Below are 18,513 nucleotides of genomic sequence, written 5' to 3'. Positions count from 1 at the left end.
AATGTCGGCATTACCACACGGAATACCGACATTTTACCGGGGTTATCGTTTCAGCGGGGTGGCTTTAACGCCGAAATTAGCGTTTCTCAAGACTCTGACGCAGCGAGCCGGCCGGAGCGTGGCTGTTTATGCCGAGGTAGCGGACATCGTCAACCGCCCAGCACTGGCCTTCCTGAATCATCAGCACTTCATCTTTCCAGCTCTGAGTTCCCTGTTTTAATTCAACGCGCAGCGGAATATTGCGCGCATCGCGGTTCGGGATGGTTGAGGCGCTGGCGACGTCGGCGCTATCCGCCGGGGTGGAACTGCTGGAGAATGGATTTGATTGCAGCAGCGCGTTACGCGATGGGTCCTGACGAGCGTCGTTCAGCAGTTTAGCCAAATCGTCGCTCAGATACGGGCGCAGCGCGGTGAGATCGTTATTACGATGCTGGATTTGATAATCATAGAACTGCTGCGCTACCTCGTCCGGGCCACCCTCGATGCAGGAACCGCTGCGGGTGCCGTTGTCTTTATAAGCCGGGGTCACGGTGGTACAGGCGCTCAGCGCCAGTGCGCAAGGCAAAACAAGTGCAAGAATGTTGTAGCGCATGATGATTTCCTTATGAACTCACTACGTTGTTAGATTCTGCTAAAGCATAGCGTAAGCGCGCCAATTGTACTTGACGCAAAGAGCTAAGACCTTGATGTGACAACGGCCATCGGCTGTCCGCGCCTCTTGCGCGGGCAGCCGGCGCATCAGAACTGATAACTATAGTTGACGCTGGCGAACCACAGGTAAGGATGATCGTAGCTGCCGGCGATGATTTCCGGTGATTTTACGTGGGAAGATTGCATATGTAGATAGGATACCGCGACGCCGATATTGCTGGCCGGGGTTATCTGGTATTGCGCGCCGGTGGCGAAGCGCCATTCATCGCCGGTTGGCAGGGAGAGCGCCGTGTCGCTTTGTGAATCATAAACCGTACTGTCGAAACCGACGCCGGCGTTCAGACGCCACTGCTCGGTCGGCCGGTACTGTACGCCGACGGCGGTATGCCAGGAGTCCTTCAGGCGGTTATTTTTACTACTTTCGTGACCGGAAACGGTGATTTGCGGGCTGCCGAACTGGCTCCAGTCCTGCCAGCCGAGATCGCCCATCACCGACCACTGTTTATTAATATCGTGGACCATGCTGAGCATGATCTGCTGCGGCGCGCGGACCTGGGCGGAGATAGGCAAATCATACGCAACGTTCGGTAAATTGGGAAAACGCGCTTTGCCCTTAACGTTAAAGTCATAATCGGTTTTACTGTTCCAGGTGATGCCGGCGCGGGTCTGGTCGGTTAACTGCATCAGCAGACCCAGACGATAGCTCATCGCCCAGTCATGGTCTTTATCTTTCTCGTCATTACCGTCGACGTTACGCGTCAGCGATAAATAACCATAGTTCAGGTTGGCGGATGCGCCGACAGAGAGACGATCGTTAAGTTTCCACGCCAGCGACGGGCTCAGCGTCATCGCCACCATGGTGCTTTTCTTGATAAGACGATCGCCGGCCCAGTTGCCAAAATCGATGCCTAAACCGTAGTTGCCGTACAAGCCAATCCCGGCATATAAATCATCGTTAATTTTCTGTGCGTAAAAGCCGCTGGCGTTAGGAAACAGATTCATCACGTTACCAGGGCTATTACCGCCGTGTTCGTTATTCATCTGATACGGGATATCGCCGCCCATGACCTGCGCGCCGCCGGTAAACATATGGTCAGGAAGCCGGGTCATGCCAGCTGGGTTGGTGACGATGGTGGAGGCGTCCTGCGCGCGGGCGGCCTGACCTGCCCCTGCCAGGCCGACGTCTTCGGTGCCGATTTCATAAAAATAGAGTGCGCTGGCATGGGTGAAGCCAGAGCAGAGCAACCCAGAAATAAGGAATGCGATTTTTTTCATTTGCCACCTGCGGTAATGTAAAACGCGAGCATATTCTTATGCCCAAAGTATAGAGGACATATCTTTTTTAGCGTCGGATTTATACTGATAGTCCGGGGGATATATTGCGAGTCCGTTAACGGAGTGGATTACCAATTTTAGGCGTTATACGGATTAGCATCCTGATGAAGGCGCATATTTGATATGACTATTAACGAGGGGTAAATGGAAAAAGAGTATAAAAATAAATATTCACAGAGTAATAAGTAAGAAACACTATCACCATACGATGATAATGTTTCTATATCGGCAATAACTAATTATTTCTTCTTATAGATATTCGCGGATACGTGCAGTTTCTTATCGGTGTTACCGGAAGAGAGCACCACAACGTCAGCGCCTTTTTCATCGGCTTTTTTGATCAGTTCTTCGCGCGCATCGCTTGGCGCAGTTTGTCCGGTAGAGGAGATGGTGCCAATTTTTTGGTATTGACCCTCTACCTTAGCGAAATCTTCTTTGCTCAGAATTTCTGCAGAAAACGCGTTCGCGGTTAAAAACAATGCTGCACCTGCCACTAAAGCTGCATATTTCATATTATTAATCTCCATTGTTTATCTTGCTATCATCATGCTCTTGTTTTAACTAACCAATGAGCGCCATCAGATTGAATCAAGCCCGTCTTTTTTTCAAGCGAAATGCTGCATTTTTATGACCTAAAATTAACGATTTTTTAAAGAAAAGATGACAGGGTTCTCATTGATAATGCTTGCTTTTTTTTGCGTAATAGACGTTGTCGGAGCCTAAGACCATTTTCATCTGTCGTTAGCTGAAAATGACGTTAAGCGGCGAGGGGCTGAAGCGGCCAGCAACAGACATTCCGGGGTTGATGGTTTATCATAAAGAGAAAGACACAGCGGGCAGCTCAACTGCTTGTCCAGTCGCTAAAAAAGGAGTAGCTATGCCGACCGAACAACGGCTGGATCCGCGCCAGGATCGAGCAATGCTGTGGGCCAATCGCGAAAATGTGCAAAAACATGCACTGTCGCGCAGCATGCCGTGGTTAGCGTTCGTCAATATCGCCTTTGCCTTGATGGTCATCTTCCGCAACGTTCTGTTCACCGAGTTCGATCATCAGAGCTTGACTCACCAGGATATTATTCCTTATCTGGAGATGGCGCTTGGGGCCATTATCGTTTTCTCGCTGGCGCTTTGCATGATGGTTATCTCCGGGCGGATATTAAGCGGTATTTATGCCACAAAAGTGATTTCCGCTATTTTGTTGATTCTCAGTTTATGCTGGTCGGTGAGTAGTTACTGCTTCATCATTTTATGGTCGCTGCCGTTCGCGTGGCCGCTGCTGGTTATTTTAATGACCACCGGTCTTGCCGCGCTCTATTATTTTCCGGTGGGCCTCGTGGCTTACCTTGTTCCTTTATGGGGTATTTCATTACTCGCTGGCGTGCAAATACATCATGGTGTCGATTTACGTTTTCTGATTCTGTGGGGAATATGCACCGCCATTATGATTTATGGCCGGCAGATATTACAGCGCTGGTATGACGAGGCCTGGAAAACCCATCAGGAGAACATGCAACTGATTAATCGGTTGGAAAACATGGCGAATCAGGATGCCTTGACGGCGACCGCCAACCGCCGGGCTCTGGACAATTTTTTAGCGCAGGCCTGGGAACGTAAAGAGCCGCTGGCGCTGATCATCCTCGATGTCGACTTTTTTAAACGTTATAACGATCACTACGGTCACCAGGCGGGAGATTACTGCCTCTCCTGCATCGCCTCCGTGCTGAAAATGTCGGTACGCGCGCAGGAGGATATGGTGGCGCGCTATGGCGGCGAGGAGTTTGTGATTGTCCTGCCGCTGCAATCATTAGATAGCGCCACGGCGGTGGCGCAGCGGATCCAACAGAAGATTCGCGAAGCGGCGCTGCCGCATGCCAAATCCGATGCCGGGCCGCTAGTGACGGTCAGTATGGGTATTGTCGCCTCGGACGGGCGCGTCCCGGCGTCAGAGTTAATCGCGCAGGCGGATGCTGCGCTGTATAAAGCCAAGCAAGAAGGACGTAATCGATGGTCTTATTAGCAAAGCGCATTATCCAGCTTGCGCTTGCCGCTTTGCTGCTGGCAGGCTGTGCGCAGGAGCAGGGTATTGTCGACAAACAGGGTTATCAGTTGGATACCCGTCATCCGGCGCAGGCGGCCTATCCGCGTATTAAAGTCCTGGTCATTCACTATACCGCCGATAACTTTGATGTCTCGCTGGCGACCCTGACCGATAAAGAGGTTAGTTCGCACTATTTAATTCCCGAGCAGCCGCCTCTGCACCACGGTAAACCGCGTATCTGGCAACTGGTGCCGGAGGAAGATTTAGCCTGGCACGCCGGTATCAGCTTCTGGCGCGGCAGCACGCGTATCAACGATACCTCTATTGGTATTGAGCTGGAAAATCGCGGCTGGCAAAAAAACGGCGATATAAAAAGTTTTACCCCATTTAATCCGACGCAAATTGACGCGCTTATCCCGCTGGCGAAAGATATCATCGCCCGCTATCACATTCAGCCGCAAAATGTCGTGGCTCATGCCGATATCGCGCCGCAGCGCAAGGACGACCCTGGCCCGCTGTTCCCGTGGCGGGCGCTGGCGCAGCAGGGAATTGGCGCCTGGCCTGATGATTCACGCGTCGCCTTTTATTTGCAAGGGCGTCCAGGCTGGCAGCCAGTTGATAGCGGAGAATTGTTAGACCTGCTGTCGCGCTACGGCTATCAGGTCACCCCAGAGATGACCCCGGCGCAGCAAAAACGGGTGATTATGGCCTTCCAGATGCACTTCAGGCCGGCACGCTGGGACGGCGTGGCCGATGCGCAAACGCAGGCGATCGCCGAGGCGTTGCTGGAAAAATATGGACAAGGATGAGTATTTGGCAGCAAACAGGGTGACTTGCTGCCTTAAGCGTCGGTTTTAATCGTGCAGTTTACCGTGGTCTTTTAACCACGCGGCGGTGCGGGTAACCCCCTCATCGAGGGTAACGATCGGCTGATAGCCAAGTTCCTGCTGAGCGCGGCTGATATCGAGGGTAAAGTCGAAATTGAGCTTCGAAACGCCGTAATGGGTGAAAGCGGGTTCTTTTGCCGATTTATTGCCGAAATGCTCCATGCTGCGGGCAATAATATCCAACATCGGATAGGGCACCGAGCGGATTCGGCACTTGATGCCCAGCTCGTCGATGAGCTTCTGCACGATACTGCGCAGCGTCCGCGGCTCGCCGTTGCTGATATTCCACGCCCGCGCGGAAGGTAAGTGGTCGCACTGCGGCTGACTGGCCAACCACATCGCATGCACCGCGTTTTCGTAGTAAGTCATGTCCACCAGCGCGTTACCGCCGCGCGGCAAGAGCACGCTGCCGTAGTGGCGCATCATCTGCACCATTCGCGGAATAAAGACCTTATCATGCGGCCCAAACAGGCTTTGCGGGCGCAAAATCGTAAAGCGGGTATGCGGGTTCGCCTGCGCCAGCAGGTTGATAACCTCTTCGCTGGCCGCCTTGCTGCGGGCGAATTCATTGGCGAAGCGGTGCGGGCGGAAATCTTCCTGAATATCGCGATGGTGGTGATAATCGAAATAGAGCGAAGGCGAAGAAATATGGACGAAATTGCGTACGCCCCAGGCAACGGACCATTCGCCAAGGCGGCGCGTTGCGCGAACGTTGGCTAAATCGAAGGCTTGCTGGGTACCCCACGGCGAGGTAAAGCTGGAACAGTGCCAAAGCGTATCAATACCGGCGAGCATCACTTTAGCCTGCGAAGAGACCAGTTCGGTGAGATCGGCAGGAATAAACTCCGCGCCCATTTTGCTCAGAAGCTTACCCATCGCTTCGTTGCGCCCGGTCGCTCGCACGCTGATGCCCTTGTTGCGCAGATATTCCACCGCATTACGGCCTAATCCGCTGGTCGCACCGGTAACCAGTACCTTCATATCAATCTACTGTCCCAGAAAAGAATTTCGTGCGCATTTTTCCGTGATTCTCCCGAGTATGCAATGAGAATCATGAAAGAATAACGCTTAATCTTCGTTTTTGCCTGTGATTTGCTCGGCCTGGCGGGCGATGCGTCGCGCCATGCCGCGAAAAATAAACAGATGCGCCGGGATCATCAGTAGCCAGTAGAACAGGCCGGGCATACCGTGCGGATGCCACCAGGCGCGAACGTCCAGTTCACGATGGTCGCCTTTATCGCTAATGGTAAAGCTTAAACGACCAAGACCGGGGGCTTTCATGCCAAACAATAGGGTTAGCTGTTGTTCTTCTTCCACAATAATCACTTTCCAACTGTCGACCGTATCGCCAGTTTGCAGATAATCATGCTGCGGCCGCCCTTTGGCTAAACGATGGCCGACCAGCAGATCCATGGCGCCGCGGATTTTCCACAGAATGTTGCCGAAGAAATAACCCTCTTTGCCGCCGATTTGGTTCACCACTCGCCATAGCGCCTTACGGCTTGCCTGGGTGCTAACGGTGCAGCCAGCCTGCTTTGGGTAGTAGCCATACTCCGGCCGCCAGCGGGCGAAAGCCTGAGCGTCGTAGCCCCAATCGCTGGAGTTCACCAGCTGTTCTTCCTCTTTCAAAGTACGACGCACCGCCTGATCGAAGGGAATCAAGGTTTGCGGGATCAGCGCGCGCAGCGAACGATCGTCGGCGATCAGATCGTGCTTGAGACCCTGAATCAGCGCCTTAGCGATGGTGGGGGGCACCGAGGTGATAACGTTCAGGAACCACACCGAAATCCAGCGGGTCGGAAAGGGGATAGGGATCAACAGGCGATGCTTGCCGCTGACCGCCATAAAATGGGTGAACTGCTGCTGATAGCTGAGAATATCCGGGCCGGCGGCCTCGAAGACGCGGTGCTCGCGAGCCGGATGATTAAGTAACTCCACCAGATAGTAGAGCAGGTTTTCCAGCGCGATGGGGGTTGTGCGTGAGCGTACCCAGCGCGGCGGCGTCAACACCGGCAGGTTGTAAACCATGTCGCGCATCACTTCAAAAGCGGCGGATCCGGCGCCGACGATGATACCCGCCCGTAACTCGGTAACGGGGATCCCTGACTCGCGTAGGACATCGGCCGTCACCTGACGGGCGCGCAGATGGTCGGACTGCTCCTGCGCCGGAGCCTGCAGCGAGCTGAGAAATATCACCTGGCGCACCGGCGTCTGACGCAAGGCATCGCGCACGTTAACGGCGACCCGGCGTTCATGGGCGATGAAATCGCCGCCTTCGCCCATGCCATGCACCAGGTAGTAAAGGGTATCGACCCCGCGAAGCAGTGCCGGGAGATCCTGCGGCTGATTGAGGTCGATAGCGTGGCAGGTGACGCCGGGAAGATCGAGCTTCTGCAGCCTGTCGATATGGCGTGCCGCCGCCAACACCGGATAACCTCGTGCGCTTAATTCGCGCACCAGATGCTGGCCAATATAGCCGCTGGCGCCAAGCACCAGAATAGATTGCGACACGCCTGACTCCTTAGCGTTGTAAAAAGGCTTGCCAGTGACCGACCACTTCCGTCAACTGCTGGCGATTAACATCGAGATGCATGACCAGACGCACGACTGGCGAGGCGTTGATCAGCACGCCGCGAGCCTGCATGAATTCGCCGAGCGCCCGAGCCTGCTCCTCGCCGACGCGTACGAACAGCATGTTGGTATCGTGACGCATCACATCAGCGCCGACGGCGCGTAGCTGTTCCGCCATCCACGCGGCGTTGTCGTGATCCTCCTGCAGACGGGCTACGTTATTCTGCAGAGCGTACAGACCGGCAGCGGCCAGAATGCCTGCCTGACGCATCCCGCCGCCGACCATTTTACGCCAGCGAATGGCGCGGCGGATGTACGCTTCGCTGCCCAGCAGCAGAGAACCGACCGGCGTACCGAGCCCTTTTGACAGGCAAATGGTGAACGAATCACAGTACTGCGCGATATCGCGCAGCTCGCAGCCGTACGCTACAACCGCGTTGAAGATACGCGCGCCATCGACATGTAGCGCCAGATTGCGCTGGCGGGTGAACGTCCAGGCCTCTTGCAGATAGCCGCGCGGCAACACCTTACCGTTGTGCGTATTCTCCAGGCTTAACAGGCGGGTGGGGGCGAAATGGATATCGTCGGGCTTAATTTTGGCCGCGACTTTATCCAGCGGCAGCGAACCGTCCGCCGCGGCATCGATCGGCTGTGGCTGAATACTGCCCAACACCGCTGCGCCGCCGGCTTCATACAGATAGTTATGCGCGCCCTGGCCGACGATGTACTCTTCGCCGCGCTGGCAGTGGCTAAGCAGGCCAACGAGGTTGGCCTGGGTGCCGGTAGGCAGAAACAGCGCCGCCTCTTTGCCTGCAAGCTCAGCGGCATAGCGCTGGAGTTCATTGACGGTTGGGTCGTCGCCATACACATCGTCCCCGACTGGGGCGGCCATCATGGCCTCCATCATGGCGCGCCCGGGGCGAGTTACGGTATCACTGCGAAGATCTATCACGGCATATCCTTGTTCTGATTCAGGGTGATAGCATTGTTTTACCTGAGCCAGTTGGTTTTCGCCAGTTCGATCACTTCATCGCCGCGTCCGCTGATAATCGCCCGCAGCATATACAGGCTAAATCCTTTGGCCTGCTCCAGCTTAATTTGCGGCGGGATCGCCAGCTCTTCCTTCGCTACCACTACATCGACTAATACCGGACCGTCGGTGCTAAAGGCGGTCTGCAGCGCCTCATCAACCTCAGAGGCTTTCTCGACGCGTATCCCTTTGATCCCGCAGGCTTCGGCAATGTGGGCGAAATTAGTGTCGTGCAGCTCGGTACCGTCGGTCAGATAGCCGCCGGCTTTCATCTCCATCGCTACAAAGCCGAGAATGCTGTTATTAAAAATAACGATTTTCACCGGCAGCTTCATCTGTGCCAGCGATAAAAAATCCCCCATCAGCATGCTGAAACCGCCATCGCCGCACATGGCGATGACCTGGCGATTCGGCGCGGTCGCTTTGGCGCCAATAGCCTGCGGCATGGCGTTGGCCATCGAGCCGTGGTTAAACGAACCCAACAGGCGGCGCTTGCCGTTCATCTGCAGATAGCGCGCCGCCCAGACGGTGGGTGTACCGACGTCGCAGGTAAAGATCGCGTCGTCGTCGGCAAAGCGGCTAATCTGCTGCGCCAGATACTGGGGATGGAGCGCTTTTTCGCTGGGTTTGGCGAGATCGTCAAGCCCTTTACGCGCTTCGCGATAATCCTCCAGCGCTTTATCGAGGAATCGACGATCGGTTTTCTCTTCCAGCAGCGGCAGCAGGGCTTTCAGGGTCGATTTGATATCGCCCACCAGCGCCATGTCGACCTTACTATGCGCGCCGATGCTACCGGGGTTGATGTCGATCTGAATAATTTTGGCGTCGGTAGGGTAGAACGCGCGATAAGGGAACTGGGTGCCGAGCAGGATCAGCGTGTCGGCGTTCATCATGGTATGGAAACCGGAAGAGAAGCCGATAAGCCCGGTCATGCCAACATCGTAAGGGTTATCGTATTCGACGTGCTCTTTCCCGCGCAGGGCATGGACGACAGGGGCCTTAATTTTTGCCGCAAACTCCACCAGCTCCTGGTGCGCGCCGGCGCAGCCGCTGCCGCACATCAGGGCAATATTACTCGAGTAGCGGATCAGCTGCGCCAGCTTGTGCAGCTCTTCATCCGCCGGAGTGACCGTGGGCTGCGGAGCGTGATACCAATGGCTGCTGGCGCTTTCCGGGGCCGGTTTCAGCGCCACGTCGCCGGGCAGGACCACCACAGACACGCCGCGGTTAATCACCGCCTTACGCATGGCGATAGCCAGCACCTGCGGAATTTGCTCCGGTGTGGAGACCAGCTCGCAGTAGTGGCTACATTCGCGGAACAGCTCCTGCGGATGCGTTTCCTGGAAATAACCGCTGCCGATTTCGCTCGACGGAATATGGGCGGCGATAGCCAGCACCGGTACGTGGTTACGATGGCAATCAAACAAACCGTTAATCAGATGAAGGTTGCCCGGTCCGCAGGAACCGGCGCACACCGCCAGCTCGCCGGTGAGTTGGGCTTCGGCACCGGCGGCAAAGGCGGCAACCTCTTCATGGCGGGTCGGCATCCATTCGATGGTCCCCATGCGGTTTAAACTGTCGCTCAAGCCGTTGAGGGAATCCCCGGTCACTCCCCAAATACGTTTCACGCCGGCCTGTTCAAGCGTTTTGGCAATATATGACGCTACGGTCTGTTTCATGGTTTTCCATCTCCTTTTTGTGATAACGCTATCAAGCTTAGATGAAACTACAGGTTACGTTGCCAATTGCCCCTTATTTTTCACTGGTTTTGTTGGTGGAATATTGTGCATACTCTGGGATCACACAGGGTGTAAAACAGGAAGCACATCAAATGGTTAAGGGATTGTTAAACGCAGTAAATAAAACGCTGTCGCATGAAGATGCCGGTAAACTCTTGTTACGACTTGCCGTTGGCGGCTTAATGTTGTTTCACGGTCTGCATAAGCTAATCGACGGCGTGGATGGCATCAGCGGCATGCTGGTCGCGAAAGGGGTACCGGGCTTTATTGCCTATGGCGTGCTGGTGGGGGAAGTCGTCGCGCCTTGTTTACTTATTCTTGGCGTCTTGACGCGCCCGGCGGCGCTGGTGCTGGCGTTTACCATGGCGGTGGCCTGGCTGATGGTTGGGACAGGTAAAACGTTCGCGCTGGATGCGGTCGGCGCATGGGCGATTGAAAGCCTGGTCTATTTCTTTATCGGCGCACTGGCGATTGCGCTATTAGGGGCAGGGCGTTATTCGTTGGCCGGTCAGTCGGCCTGGCGGTAAAAAAGTGCCGGATAAGGCATTAATGCCTTATCCGGCCTACGGTCCTGTAGCCCCAGAAAGCGGTATGTACCGTAGCGCTTTTGGGGGTTTTGACCTCAGGCGAGAACCAGATCGCTCTGCGGGTGGCAGGAGCAGGCTAGCACGTAGCCGTCGGCGATTTCGGCATCGGTCAGCGTCATGGTGCTGGTAACGCTATATTCGCCGGCAACCACTTTGGTTTTGCAGCAGCCGCAGACGCCAGCGCGGCAGGCGACGGTCACCGGTACTTTATTGCTCTCCAGCGCTTCCAGCAACGTGGTGCCGACCGGCGCGTAGAACGTTTTCGCCGGCTGCAGCTTGGTGAATTTCAATCCGTCGGTAGCGGCTTCCGCCACCGGGGTAAAGAACTTCTCTTTAAAGAAACGCGTCACGCCAAGCGCCGTCACTTCCTGTTCGACCATCTCCATATAAGGCGCCGGGCCGCAGGTCATTACGGTACGGTTGGCTAAATCCGGCACGCTTTGCAGCAGCTCGCGGGTGAGACGACCGGCGACGAAGCCCGACGTCGCGTCGTGTTCCGCCACCAGTGTGACCGGGTATTGACGCCATTCTTCGGCGAAAATGACATCCTGCGGCGAACGCACGTTAAAGATAACCTGCACATCCGCCTGCGGACGATACTTCGCTAACCAGCGGCGCATCGACATAATCGGCGTCACGCCGCAGCCGGCGGCCAGCATCAGAAAACGATCGGTTGTTTTATCTTCACAGGTAAACTCGCCCATCGCGTCCGACAGCCAGATATAGTCGCCGCGTTTCACATCGCGGGTTAACCACTGTGAGCCTGCGCCATCATCAATACGACGAACGGTCAGCGTAATGTATTCACTGACCCCCGGCGTTGAGGATAGGGTGTAGGCGCGCAGCGTATCCGCCGAATGGCGCACGCTGACCAGCGCGTACTGTCCGGCGCGATAGGGATAGTAGTCGTGGCACAGCAACGAAATGGTCCACACATCAGGCGTTTCCTGCTGAATATGATGAACCTGCATCCGCCACGGGCACTGATCGGTTGGCATTGTCATGCGGTGACTCCTTATGCGCTCAGCAACTGCTGCATATCTTGTTCTACGGTGGTGACGGAACGCAGACCAAATTTCTCGTTGAGGATAGCCAGCAGGTCCGGGGTAAAGAAGCCTGGCGCGGTCGGACCGGTGACGATGTTTTTCACCCCCAGCGACAGCAGCGTCAGCAGGATGACGATGGCTTTTTGTTCGAACCAGGAGAGCACCAACGACAGCGGCAGATCGTTTACGCCACAGCCCAGTTTTTCCGCCAGCGTTACCGCGAGAATAATCGCCGAGTAGGCATCGTTACACTGACCGGCGTCAACCAGACGCGGCAGGCCTTCGATATCGCCGAAATCCAGTTTGTTGAAGCGGTATTTACCGCATGCGAGAGTCAAAATCAGGCAGTCGTCCGGTACGCTGGTAGCGAAATCGGTGAAGTAGTTACGTTCGCCGCGCGCGCCGTCGCAGCCGCCGACGAGGAAGATGTGACGCAGTTTTTCACGGCTAACCAGATCAATCAGCGTATCCGCCGCGCCGAGCAGCGTCTGGCGACCGAAGCCGACGGTGATCAGATGCGGGATTTCGCTGTACGGGAAGCCTGCCATTTGCTGTGCCTGGGTGATAACCGGGGAGAAATCTTCGCCTTCCAGATGATTGACGCCCGGCCAGCCGACGATGCTGCGGGTCCAGATGCGGTCGTCGTAGGCGCCGACGGTTGGGTCGATGATGCAGTTCGAGGTCATCACGATGGGGCCCGGGAAGCGGGCGAATTCAACCTGCTGGTTTTGCCAACCGCTGCCGTAGTTGCCAATCAGGTGTTTGAACTTACGCAGCTCCGGATAACCGTGCGCCGGCAACATTTCACCGTGGGTATAGACGTTAACGCCGGTGCCTTCAGTCTGCTCCAGCAGGTTATAGAGATCTTTCAGGTCGTGTCCGGAAATCAGGATGCACTTACCTTCGGTGGCTTTAACGTTGACCTGAGTCGGCGTTGGGTGACCATATTTCGTGGTTTCACCGGCGTCGAGGATACTCATCACTTTGAAGTTCATCTGGCCGATTTCCATCGAACACTCCAGCAAAGCGTTCATATCGGCAGGCCAGGTACCCAGCCACGCCATGATTTTATGATACTGGGCATAAATGTCGTTGTCGTACTGACCGAGCACGTGCGCGTGTTCCATATAGGCCGCGGCGCCTTTCAGGCCGTACAGGCACAGCAGGCGCAGGCCGAGGATATTCTCGCCGATCGCGGCCTTGTCTTTATTTGGCGTATAGTCCGCCGCCTGACGCTGCAGATCGCCGAGATCATCGCTGACCAGTTGCAGATCGGCTACCGGGCTGTCGACCGAAGCGTTGGCATCAATATTCAGGCATTGCGCTTTCAGCGCCTCGCGCATGGCGATCGCCTGACGGGCGTAAGCAACGATACGCGGCGAGTCGAAGTTCACGTTGGTCAAAGTAGAGAAGAATGCGCGCGGGGCAAAATTATCCACCTCATGATCGATGATGCCATATTCACGCGCTTTAACGGCCCATGCGGACAGACCCTGCAGAGAAGCAATCAACAGATCCTGCAAATCAGAGGTCTCAGCGGTTTTACCGCACATACCCTGCGCGTAAGAACAGCCATTTCCTGCCGGCGTACGGATAGTTTGTTCACATTGCACACAAAACATGATCACACCTTTTAAAGTTATATTTTAGATACATGTTTAAGGTTATGCCTGTGGCTGTACGGAGAAAAGGTATTTCTGACACAACTTAAAGGGAGATTGATTTAGCGCAATTTTGGCGGTAGGGAATCTACCGCCACGGGGGATCAGGCTGAGAAGAACGCCATCAGTACCGGCACCAGCAGACTAAGGATAAAACCGTGTACGATAGCTGCAGGGACGATTTCTACGCCGCCGGAGCGCTGTAGCACCGGTAGAGTAAAGTCCATTGAGGTTGCGCCGCACAGCCCAAGCGCGGTGGAGCGGCTACGCAATACCATGCCGGGGATCAGCATAATAGCCAGCAGTTCGCGGGCCAGATCGTTAAAGAATGTCGCGCTGCCAATGACCGGGCCATAGGATTCGGTCATCAGGATCCCGGAAAGGGAGTACCAGCCGAAGCCGGACGCCATCGCCAGACCGGTTTTAATGGGCAGGCCAAGAATAAGGGCATTAATCACTCCGCCAAATAATGAGCTGGCCGCGACCACTACCGCGACAATCATTCCGCGGCGATTAAGCACAATTTGCCGTAATGTCATTCCATTATTACGCAGCTGAATACCGATAAGGAATAACAAGAAAATTAACGTATATTCGCTGGCTTCAGTCGCGTGTTGTAAAAATGAGAGGCCGCTTAACCCCAGCAGGAAACCAATTAGTACCACGCCAAGCAGCTGCAGCGACTCGAGCGCCATCGCCAGGCGCGAGGGTAATTTTTCCGGACGATGCTTGACCCGCCACGGCATTTTTTTATCCAGCCATAGCAGTGCGGCAATATTGCACAGAATAATAACCACAATGCTTACCGCGGAGTAATGCAGTATCGATAACAGATTGCTGCTGAGATTATCGAGGAAAGCAAGGCTAATCCCCATGAAAAAGAGGATCACGTAAACAATCCAGCTCAGCAGCCGGGTAATCAGTTTAAGTGCGGAAGGGTGACGCAGCGGAATCAGATAGCCGACAATCAACGGCAGCAGAATGATTAATAGTCCCGAAAACATGAACGGCATGGTCCTTGCGAATTAAGAATAGCGCCAATGACACTACCCAATTCGCCAGGCCGAGTAAAGCTGTCGGCAAAAAGAAAAAGCCCGGCGTCGCCGGGCTTTTCGCGAGGGTTAATCGCGTTTTTCGAGCAGGGTACGATACAGTACGCCGCCGAGGATACCGCCGATAATTGGCATCACCCAGAACAGCCACAGCTGTTGCAGCGCCCAGCCGCCCTGGAAGATAGCCACCGCGGTGCTACGCGCCGGGTTAACGGACGTATTGGTCACAGGAATGCTAATCAGGTGGATAAGGGTCAGCGCCAGGCCGATAGCAATCGGCGCAAAGCCCGCCGGGGCGTTTTTATCGGTCGCACCGTGAATGACCAGCAGGAATCCGCAGGTCAGCACGATTTCGATAACGATAGCGGACAGCATGGAGTAGCCACCCGGAGAGTGTTCGCCGAAACCGTTTGAAGCGAAGCCGCTCGCTGCAGCGTCAAAACCGGCTTTACCGCTGGCGACAACATACAGCACCGCGGCGGCAATAATACCACCGACAACCTGGGCGATAATATAACCAATGACGTCTTTAGCCGGGAAACGACCGCCAGCCCACAGACCTAACGTCACCGCCGGGTTAAAGTGACCGCCGGAAATATGGCCCACGGCGAACGCCATGGTTAATACGGTTAAACCAAAGGCTAAAGCCACGCCGGCAAAACCAATTCCTAATTCCGGGAAAGCCGCCGCCAGCACTGCGCTGCCGCAGCCGCCGAATACGAGCCAGAATGTGCCAAAGCACTCTGCTGCTAATTTTCTGAACATAACCACCTCAAATAATAATGTAAACGAACACGTTATGACGTGCCGGTCTTTATTTATCGACGCAAAGGATGACGATAAAAATAAAGCGTCGCTATTTTAGGGACGAACGCCACCCTCGGACTAGTTAAATAAATTGATGTAATTTGATTTAGAGCAATGAGATGATTTTCCTTTCACCATGCATGATTTATGCAAGTGTAGAACACAATACTGAAAAATAAACTACTACCGAAGATGAATTAATTTATTAATTATATGAAATCAAGAGCCGTTACCTTACAAACTCATTCATTTCTGGATTCAATTATCGGCCAGCGACGCTGGGGGTGCCATGTCGTGTGCGTCTCGCTATACTACTGATTACTGAAGGAGAATGTGGGCCAGGCGGAGGGGATATGCATCTTGAGCGTGTAGAGATCGTCGGATTTCGCGGTATCAACCGTTTATCGTTGATGCTTGAGCAAAACAATGTGCTGATCGGCGAAAACGCCTGGGGTAAATCCAGCCTGCTGGACGCTCTGACGCTGCTGTTATCGCCGGAATTTGACCTGTACCATTTCGTGCGCGATGACTTCTGGTTTCCACCTGGCGATATTCAGGGACGCGAGCATCATCTGCATATCATTTTAACTTTCCGTGAAAATGAACCCGGGCACCATCGCGTGCGCCGTTTTCGTCCGCTTAGCGATTGCTGGGTGCCCTGTGATGACGGCTATCAGCGCATTTTCTATCGCCTTGAGGGTGAGCTGGCGGATGACGGCAGCGTGATGACCCTGCGTAGTTTTATTAACTGCCAGGGAGAGGCGCTGGAGATGCAAGATATCGACGAACTGGCGCGCCACCTGGTGCGCTTAATGCCGGTATTGCGCCTGCGCGACGCCCGCTTTATGCGCCGAATTCACAACGGTACCGTGCCGCATTCGCCGCAAATTGAGATCACCGCCCGTCAGCTGGATTTTCTCTCCCGCGAGCTGGTTAATCACCCGCAAAATCTCACCGACGGGCAAATCCGCGAAGGGCTGTCGGCGATGGTGCAACTGCTGGAACATTATTTCGCCGAGCAGAGCAGTGCGCAAAACCGCAATCGCCTGATGCGCCGCCGTTCTCATGACGAACAACGCAGCTGGCGCTATCTCGATATTATTAACCGAATGATTGATAAACCCGGCGGACGCAGTCATCGCGTGATCCTGCTTGGGCTGTTCTCCACTTTATTACAGGCGAAGGGAACCGTCCGACTCGATCGCGATGCGCGGCCGCTGCTGCTGATTGAGGACCCGGAAACGCGTCTGCATCCGATCATGCTCTCGGTCGCCTGGCATTTATTGAATTTGCTACCGCTGCAGCGAGTGACCACGACCAATTCCGGCGAGCTGTTGTCGTTGACGCCGGTTGAGCAGGTGTGTCGCCTGGTGCGTGAATCGTCCCGCGTCTCGGCGTGGCGGCTCGGTCCCGGCGGGATGAATGCGGAAGATAGCCGCCGCATTGCGTTTCACATTCGCTTCAACCGCGCCTCATCGCTGTTTGCCCGCTGCTGGTTGCTGGTGGAAGGCGAAACGGAAACCTGGGTTATCAACGAACTGGCGCGCCAGTGCGGGCATCATTTCGACGCTGAAGGGGTGAAGGTGATTGAATTCGCCCAATCCGGGCTCAAGCCGCTGATTAAATTCGCCCGCCGGATGGGGATTGAATGGCATGTGCTGGTTGATGGCGATGAGGCAGGAAAGAAGTATGCCGCTACGGTACGTGGGCTGCTCAACAATGATAACGAACTGGAACGGGTGCACTTAACCATGCTTCCGGCAATGGACATGGAACACTTTATGTATCGTCAGGGGTTCGACGATGTATACCACCGTGTGGCGCAGATCCCGGAGAATATGCCGATGAACATGCGCCGGGTGATAACAAAAGCCATACATCGTTCGTCGAAACCCGATCTGGCGATAGAGGTCGCGATGGAGGCCGGGCGGCGGGGAGTAGACGCCGTCCCGACGTTACTGAAAAAGATGTTTTCCCGCGTGCTGTGGCTGGCGCGTGGGCGCGCTGATTAGGGGCGGCAGCATGCGACGCTCTGTTGCTGTAGGCTATCCAGTAAGGCATAACGACGGCGGTATTCCGCTCGTTTTTTACTGGCAATCTCTTCCATTGGTTTACGCGGCATGACCAGCGGCAGTTGGAAATCGCCGCTCGCCAGCGGATGCGCGCCTAACGATTGCCAAAAACTATCGTAATCCGCATGCAGTAATCCCTGTTTTTTCTTGCGATAGCGAATACTGCGATAAATATGTGTGGTATTGCTCACTGCCTGCAGGCGCTCAACAGAGAATGATTGCCCCATTGACATCGCCGCTTCCACCAGCAGTCGTTTCGGGAACAGTCCATGACAGGCTTTCGTCGCATCTTGTATCAACTGATGCGATACATTTGCTTTGGCACCTTGAAGCCCGCCAATCCACATGACGCGTTTGCCTTCCAGTCGACAAAGCGTAAAGGTGAGTTCGGCAAGTACGATATCTTCTTCTGTCACGAAACTTAGCGTGGCTTCACCTTCCTTATCGAGATTCGGCTCAGCGCGCAGCACAATACGAAACTGCCGATCGTCTTTACCGCTGATAGTCGCCAGCAGGGTTCCCGCACGTGATAAATACCCATTTAGCGCCAGCGGCGTCAATTGTTCACTCATAGCTTGATAGTGGAAATTGAGCGCATCCAGAATCTGCTGTTGGCTGCAATTTACCGACAACCAGGGACGATGCAGTCGGCAGGGTAAACCCGGCTGTACGTTAAGCATGGCCGGAAGCTGAGGCTGACGCGCCAGGTCGTTTAATAATTGCGCGGTGGCAAATGGCTTCATCAATGAACGTAAAATAAACTTGCGGCGGTATGCCGGGTTACGCCAGGCACGTCCCGGCGTTATCTCTCCGCTGGCGAGACGGCAGAAAAGTTTCCAGCCTGTTTTAGGTTGCGATAGTTCGGAATCTGGATTTTCAGCGATTGAAGACATGATCATTCCTGGTTCTGTTATTTTTTCGCCATTTCATCATCCCCCCGATTAACACCGCTTAAACAAAAATGAAGGATTGCTAAAAATTAAGTTCTGTTGTCACGCGGTTTAGATAGAATCATCGTCCGAGCTGCGGGGAAAAGA

Annotated in this window: 16 protein-coding genes; 4 read left to right on the top strand and 12 right to left on the bottom strand. The window is 54.7% G+C overall.

The features are described from left to right. Positions 1-76 precede the first annotated feature (76 nt). From ABLU86_RS10770 to yahO, 3 genes are all read right to left on the bottom strand, one after another. Complete coding sequence (locus ABLU86_RS10770; RefSeq protein ID WP_015367514.1) at positions 77-592, bottom strand: lipoprotein; 516 nt, start codon at positions 590-592, stop codon at positions 77-79. 146 nt (positions 593-738) lie between these two features. Then, complete coding sequence (locus ABLU86_RS10765; protein ID WP_047047590.1) at positions 739-1,926, bottom strand: outer membrane protein transport protein; 1,188 nt, start codon at positions 1,924-1,926, stop codon at positions 739-741. 299 nt (positions 1,927-2,225) lie between these two features. Then, positions 2,226-2,498 (bottom strand): DUF1471 family periplasmic protein YahO, encoded by a 273-nt coding sequence (gene yahO, locus ABLU86_RS10760; protein WP_020079275.1) that lies wholly within the window; start codon positions 2,496-2,498, stop codon positions 2,226-2,228. A gap of 365 nt (positions 2,499-2,863) precedes the next feature. Here yahO and ABLU86_RS10755 point away from each other — a divergent pair, with 365 nt between their 5' ends. Together ABLU86_RS10755 and ABLU86_RS10750 are read left to right on the top strand one after the other, a co-directional pair. Continuing rightward, positions 2,864-4,003, top strand: a complete 1,140-nt coding sequence (locus tag ABLU86_RS10755; protein ID WP_015367511.1) for a GGDEF domain-containing protein — start codon at positions 2,864-2,866, stop codon at positions 4,001-4,003. Then, positions 3,991-4,833, top strand: a complete 843-nt coding sequence (locus ABLU86_RS10750) for an N-acetylmuramoyl-L-alanine amidase (protein ID WP_015367510.1) — start codon at positions 3,991-3,993, stop codon at positions 4,831-4,833. Before ABLU86_RS10755 ends, ABLU86_RS10750 begins: the two co-directional genes overlap by 13 nt. A 45-nt stretch (positions 4,834-4,878) precedes the next feature. Here the strand turns inward: ABLU86_RS10750 and ABLU86_RS10745 are convergent, their stop codons facing one another. From ABLU86_RS10745 to poxB, 4 genes are all read right to left on the bottom strand, one after another. Next, a complete protein-coding gene (locus ABLU86_RS10745) occupies positions 4,879-5,892 on the bottom strand; it encodes an NAD(P)-dependent oxidoreductase (RefSeq protein WP_015367508.1) in 1,014 nt (337 codons plus the stop codon). A gap of 87 nt (positions 5,893-5,979) precedes the next feature. After that, on the bottom strand, positions 5,980-7,422 hold the full coding sequence (locus ABLU86_RS10740; protein WP_020079273.1) for an SDR family oxidoreductase: 1,443 nt from the start codon (positions 7,420-7,422) through the stop codon (positions 5,980-5,982). Between the two features lie 10 nt (positions 7,423-7,432). Beyond that, positions 7,433-8,434, bottom strand: coding sequence for a low-specificity L-threonine aldolase (ltaE, locus tag ABLU86_RS10735; protein WP_015704864.1), 1,002 nt, complete (start codon positions 8,432-8,434; stop codon positions 7,433-7,435). 38 nt (positions 8,435-8,472) lie between these two features. After that, positions 8,473-10,191, bottom strand: a complete 1,719-nt coding sequence (gene poxB, locus ABLU86_RS10730; RefSeq protein ID WP_182940692.1) for a ubiquinone-dependent pyruvate dehydrogenase — start codon at positions 10,189-10,191, stop codon at positions 8,473-8,475. Between the two features lie 152 nt (positions 10,192-10,343). On the opposite strand from poxB, the gene ABLU86_RS10725 reads away from it, so the two are divergent. After that, a complete protein-coding gene (locus ABLU86_RS10725; RefSeq protein ID WP_042895408.1) occupies positions 10,344-10,778 on the top strand; it encodes a DoxX family protein in 435 nt (144 codons plus the stop codon). 95 nt (positions 10,779-10,873) lie between these two features. Here the strand turns inward: ABLU86_RS10725 and hcr are convergent, their stop codons facing one another. The 4 genes from hcr to aqpZ all read right to left on the bottom strand — a co-directional run bounded on the left by hcr (position 10,874) and on the right by aqpZ (position 15,362). Then, positions 10,874-11,842, bottom strand: a complete 969-nt coding sequence (hcr, locus tag ABLU86_RS10720) for an NADH oxidoreductase (protein ID WP_020079271.1) — start codon at positions 11,840-11,842, stop codon at positions 10,874-10,876. Between the two features lie 11 nt (positions 11,843-11,853). After that, positions 11,854-13,506, bottom strand: coding sequence for a hydroxylamine reductase (hcp, locus tag ABLU86_RS10715; protein ID WP_047036376.1), 1,653 nt, complete (start codon positions 13,504-13,506; stop codon positions 11,854-11,856). Positions 13,507-13,649: 143 nt separating this feature from the next. Then, the gene (locus tag ABLU86_RS10710; RefSeq protein WP_015367501.1) at positions 13,650-14,549 is read right to left on the bottom strand and encodes a lysine exporter LysO family protein; all 900 of its coding nucleotides are present in this window, start codon (positions 14,547-14,549) and stop codon (positions 13,650-13,652) included. Between the two features lie 117 nt (positions 14,550-14,666). Beyond that, entirely contained in the window at positions 14,667-15,362 is a 696-nt protein-coding gene (aqpZ, locus tag ABLU86_RS10705) for an aquaporin Z (RefSeq protein WP_015367500.1), read from the bottom strand. A gap of 395 nt (positions 15,363-15,757) precedes the next feature. Between aqpZ and ABLU86_RS10700 the strand changes: the two genes are divergently transcribed. Then, positions 15,758-17,416 carry an ATP-dependent endonuclease gene (locus ABLU86_RS10700; protein WP_213708441.1) on the top strand — a complete coding sequence of 553 codons (1,659 nt, stop codon included), beginning with the start codon at positions 15,758-15,760 and terminating at the stop codon, positions 17,414-17,416. Here the strand turns inward: ABLU86_RS10700 and ABLU86_RS10695 are convergent. Continuing rightward, complete coding sequence (locus ABLU86_RS10695; protein WP_015367498.1) at positions 17,413-18,369, bottom strand: VirK/YbjX family protein; 957 nt, start codon at positions 18,367-18,369, stop codon at positions 17,413-17,415. The genes ABLU86_RS10700 and ABLU86_RS10695 overlap by 4 nt on opposite strands. Positions 18,370-18,513 lie beyond the last annotated feature (144 nt).

It is taken from the genome of Klebsiella sp. JN_Kp121, assembly GCF_040062145.1.
GTDB lineage: Bacteria > Pseudomonadota > Gammaproteobacteria > Enterobacterales > Enterobacteriaceae > Klebsiella > Klebsiella aerogenes.
This window is presented reverse-complemented; position numbering and strand designations above follow the sequence as displayed.